The sequence below is a fragment of the Ferroplasma sp. Type II genome, assembly GCF_000496155.1.
In genome coordinates this window covers 1-4,382 of the sequence record NZ_KI542751.1, presented here as the reverse complement: position 1 = coordinate 4,382, position 4,382 = coordinate 1, and the positions used below count along the sequence as shown (strand labels likewise).

5 protein-coding genes are annotated in these 4,382 nt (G+C 34.8%); 3 read left to right on the top strand and 2 right to left on the bottom strand.

Features of this window, described 5'->3' with window-relative positions:
• Nucleotides 1-722 (top strand): hypothetical protein (locus tag AMDU4_RS09600; protein ID WP_021787787.1); only part of this gene is annotated, 722 nt, incomplete at its 5' end.
• Here AMDU4_RS09600 and AMDU4_RS09595 read toward each other — a convergent pair.
• Complete coding sequence (locus tag AMDU4_RS09595) at nucleotides 719-1,201, bottom strand: hemerythrin domain-containing protein (RefSeq protein WP_021787786.1); 483 nt, start codon at nucleotides 1,199-1,201, stop codon at nucleotides 719-721. The two genes, AMDU4_RS09600 and AMDU4_RS09595, sit on opposite strands and share 4 nt — an antisense overlap.
• A 151-nt stretch (nucleotides 1,202-1,352) precedes the next feature.
• Between AMDU4_RS09595 and AMDU4_RS09590 the strand changes: the two genes are divergently transcribed.
• A complete protein-coding gene (locus tag AMDU4_RS09590) occupies nucleotides 1,353-2,318 on the top strand; it encodes a Gfo/Idh/MocA family protein (protein ID WP_021787785.1) in 966 nt (321 codons plus the stop codon).
• Complete coding sequence (locus tag AMDU4_RS09585; RefSeq protein WP_306766123.1) at nucleotides 2,294-3,304, top strand: RNA-guided endonuclease TnpB family protein; 1,011 nt, start codon at nucleotides 2,294-2,296, stop codon at nucleotides 3,302-3,304. Before AMDU4_RS09590 ends, AMDU4_RS09585 begins: the two co-directional genes overlap by 25 nt.
• Before the next feature lie 54 nt (nucleotides 3,305-3,358).
• Here the strand turns inward: AMDU4_RS09585 and AMDU4_RS09580 are convergent, their stop codons facing one another.
• Nucleotides 3,359-4,060 (bottom strand): purine-nucleoside phosphorylase, encoded by a 702-nt coding sequence (locus AMDU4_RS09580; protein ID WP_290704901.1) that lies wholly within the window; start codon nucleotides 4,058-4,060, stop codon nucleotides 3,359-3,361.
• Nucleotides 4,061-4,382: the final 322 nt, after the last annotated feature.

Below are 4,382 nucleotides of genomic sequence, written 5' to 3'. Positions count from 1 at the left end.
CCCGGACTCTAAATAAAACATATAGTGCTATTGATAATAATACATTTAATCTCACGTTCACCGGCATTAAAAGTGGAAATTATACCGTAAATTTCATAGTAACAAACAGTGCAGGCTATTCATATATGGAGAATTATACATTTACATACAACAATACAATTAGTAGTTCCCACAAATCTAATGCAGGAATCCAGAGTATCAAAATAATGAACAGTGGCGGTAGCTTTTTTGTTGTAATTAAAGGAAACCAGACAAGAAATGCAACCATTGCCTGGTATGTAAACGGCAAGTATTCAAATAGTGGCAAGGTGCTAAATTCCAAATTGGGAATAGGAATAAATTCAATATCTGTAAAGGTCACGGAAAACGGTAAAGTTTACACGGCTACACGTAAAGTTACCTATTTTGGTAATATACCATATTATGTGGGAATTGCCGGCATTTCCACTGTACTCTTTATCTTTCTGGCTAATATTCTGTATTTTAATAATAAAAATGTGGACGATCTGATCAGGGAATTGAATGGAGAAAATCTAAGGCAGATAATCAAATCCGGAAGGAAAGAGAGAATCGGCAGGAAAACGATAACGTCAAGAATAAGAATGCTTTCGATGGCCGGAAAAATATCAATAGAGCGTGATATGGATAACAATAAGTTTATTATTGCAAGTAAATCCTTTTTGAAAGAAAAAAATACATTCCATGACAGCCATGAAAATTAGAGGAAGATATAATTTAACATTTCCGGAGACACACCGGTCTCTTTCATGTACGTATCTATACCTGCAGATTCAATTATATTATGTGCCTCCTTCAGTGCCCTTTCTGCCTGTTCCTTCTCCACGCGTTTCCATGCAGGAAACACAAGTTTTTCCTCCTGTGAATTATGGTATGTAAGTGTCTTATAAAATAATGGCAACCGATTTGTATATAGTGGATTTTCTTCTTCTTTCCACTTTAGCAGGTTTCCGTAGAGTTTGTCCAGAAGTTTATGGTCTGCTATCAATGTGTCTATGATCTTTCCTGTATTGTAATCTACCACACCAACAAGTGCCGGGAATACGATTTTTTCTTCAACAGCCACATGAATCTTCATAAGAAATAATTGGAAATCCATCATATCATGGGAGTTAAGCAGATCGTTTTCTGCAATTATTCTAATGCTTGCATGGTCCTGCATTAATAATTCTACTGCGTCCATGGATAATCAATCCGCAAACCGTATATTAATATTGATATTGCCTAAAGCGAAAACTGTGAGAGGAAATCACTTCTATTAAACCACATTCACCATTAAATTTGATATTTATGTAAAAGAGAAAAGTAATTAATATTATTCATATTACAATATTATGAAAATATTGGTGGTGGGCGTAAACAACTTCGGGCAGAAGCACCTTTCAGGCATAAAAGACATGGAAATCAGTATAGTTGAAAGAAAGAGTGATGTGATAAAAAGAACAAAGGAAAAATTTGATATTGAAAACGTTTACAGCAGTTATGATGATGCCATTAAGGATAATTTTGATATAGTGGATCTGGTAGTTCCACATCACCTGCACAGGGAAATGGCCATAAAGGCAATGAAGGCCGGCAGCAACGTCCTAGTAGAGAAGCCCATAGCAACCAGCATAGAGGATGGGAAAGCTATGATAGGGGCTTCAAAGGATTATAATGTCAAATTCATGGTAACTGACCAGTATTTTTTTGATCCTTCAGTAAGATCAGCTGTGAAAATGATAAAAGACAATATGATAGGCAGAATAAATACCATTATAGTCAGAGACCAGAGACTTTTTGAGCATGAAGGCTGGAGAGTCGAACAGAATAAGATGGGCGGTGGAGCCCTGATAGATGGGGGAATCCATTATATAGATACAATGTTGAATTTTGGTGGCGACTATGAAAGCATCCATGGCAAAAGTATGCATGGGGGTTCCATTTTATCTGGAGAGGACACCACAGTAGCATTATTTAACTTCAAAAATGGCAGCAAAGGTCTGTTTTTCTATTCATGGGCATACAGAAACCCACCGGAATTGCCTGCATTTGAAATTATTGGTGACAGAGGATCCATATATGAGGATCCAAAGTCAAGGACTTCATGGGAAGTGGGAACTCCAAAAAGGACTGTCTACGGCGACCTTATACTCAACGGGAAAAATGCAAATGTGGAGAAATACGATGTTTACACTGCGGAAATAATGGAATTTGCCCAGTGTGTGAGAAATAATACTGAAGTCCCGTTTCCTCCCGAACTTGCTTTACGGGATTTAAAAGCGGTTCTAGATATATATTCTCATATTTTAAAGCATTAAGAGAATACTATAAACATCCAGAGGATTTTCTGGGAAAGCCAAATATTCCACATTATAAGGATAAGGATGGTGAATTCATTTTAATATTCACCAACCAGCAGTGCCATATAGAGAATGGAATATTGCATTTTCCAAAAATGATAAATTTAGAGGTGAAGACAAGGGTAGATGATAATGTTAATTTAAGAGAGGTAAGGATTATACCTCACGGAAACGGATATAATATAGAGATAGTTTATAAGAAGGAAATTAATGGGCCATTAATAAGAAATAATAATATTATGGGAATAGATGTTGGTGTTGACAACATCGTATCTATATCAAACAATACTGGTTTAAATCCTGTTATTGTTAAGGGCGGTGTTGTCAAATCAATTAATCAGTTCTATAATAAGCAGATTTCCAAACTTAGATCCATAAATGATATACAGAACAAGCATAATAAGAAGTATTCAAGATATACAAAAATGATGAAATTAATAACAGACAAAAGAAATAGAGAAATAAATGATTTATTCCATAAGTTGTCAATAGGAGTTGTTAATTATGCATTGTTAAACAATATTGATACAATAGTAATAGGTCACAATGAACTATGGAAGCAGAATGTCAATATTGGAAAGAAGAATAATCAAAACTTTGTTCAGATACCTTTTAATAGGCTTATTTCAATGATAAAATACAAAGCAGAAGAATATGGCATTGATGTTATTCTTCAGGAAGAGTCATATACATCTAAATGCTCTTTTCTGGATAATGAAAGCATTGAAAAGCATGATAAATATCCTGGAAAGAGAATAAAGAGAGGATTATTTAAATCTGCTAAAGGCATTCTAATAAATGCAGACATAAACGGCTCTTATAATATAATAAAAAAGGCATTCCCGAACGCTTTTGCTGACGGGATAGAGGGGATACGGGTTGCTCCTGAAAGTTTAAGCATCTTTGAATTATTAAAAATGACAACTTTCAAAGAGGTTTGTTAACACTGTTAACAGAAATCTTAACCTAGCATTAAATAACAAAATTTATAAAAATATTTACTGAGAAAGCAGGTCGAGCAGTGTTTCTGATATTTTTTTCTCTTTTTCATTTATTTTATCAGCAGCCAGAGTTTCTCCGGTAACCAGGTTTCCATATGCCAGATGAACTGAAAGAGCCTGAATTCCCTTTAACTTGGCAATGAAATAAAGTCCAGCACCTTCTAGCTCAACTGCAATATTTCCATCCTTTGCCAGTTTTTCTGCAAATTGTTTATTATGGGTCATCAAAGCGTCGCTTGTAAACACATTTCCGACAACTTTATCAATGCCTGCCCTTGAGAGTTTTTCATCCTCAGCCTTAAGCATTCCGTAATCCGGTGTCAGTGCAATGGAGTAGGAATCACCAAGATACTGCTTGAATACTCCACCGAAATTGTAAGAGTACCCTATGGGAAGAATAGCTGTTCCGGGTTTTACATTTTCTGAGACGGAAAATGCCGAACCGAACCTGACTATTTTTTTTGCACCGGCGGAAATCAAGTCATCTACAACAAGTGCCATGGATGGAATTCCGATACCATGGAACACAGTCGTAATTTTTTGTCCATTATATTCTCCTGTATAGGTTTGATACCCTGCATATTCAGAGATTTTTTCCACATTCTTGAGATATGAATTAATGGTTTTCTGCCTTTCCATGTTCCCAAGGATAACTACCTTATCACTTATCTGTCCATTTTCAGCTTTTATGATTGCCATAATAGATAATTGCATTATCACCCTTATAGGTTGTGTAGTTCAATACATTACTACAAAATTTAATATGTTGTCCGGATATATACCTATTAATATTGAATTAATTGTTTAATTGTATATTTTTTATGTTAATGTTAATTAAATGCATACATAATGTACATTTATTCACGTAAATCAGATATCAACTCACATTGTGAAAAAAGTTTTAAACAAGTTATCATTTTAACATTCATGTATGATAATATAATACCTCTACAACTGGACTTGCAGGAAAAGAAAAATGATTACGCATTGGCCACAGTAATAAAAACTTCCGGTTCATCAA

What these genes read in the sequence shown, in the direction of transcription:
- AMDU4_RS09580 (WP_290704901.1), bottom strand. Translation starts at nt 4,060, where the DNA reads ATGGCAATCATAAAAGCTGAAAATGGACAGATAAGTGATAAGGTAGTT.
- AMDU4_RS09590 (WP_021787785.1), top strand. Translation starts at nt 1,353, where the DNA reads ATGAAAATATTGGTGGTGGGCGTAAACAACTTCGGGCAGAAGCACCTT.
- AMDU4_RS09595 (WP_021787786.1), bottom strand. Translation starts at nt 1,201, where the DNA reads ATGGACGCAGTAGAATTATTAATGCAGGACCATGCAAGCATTAGAATA.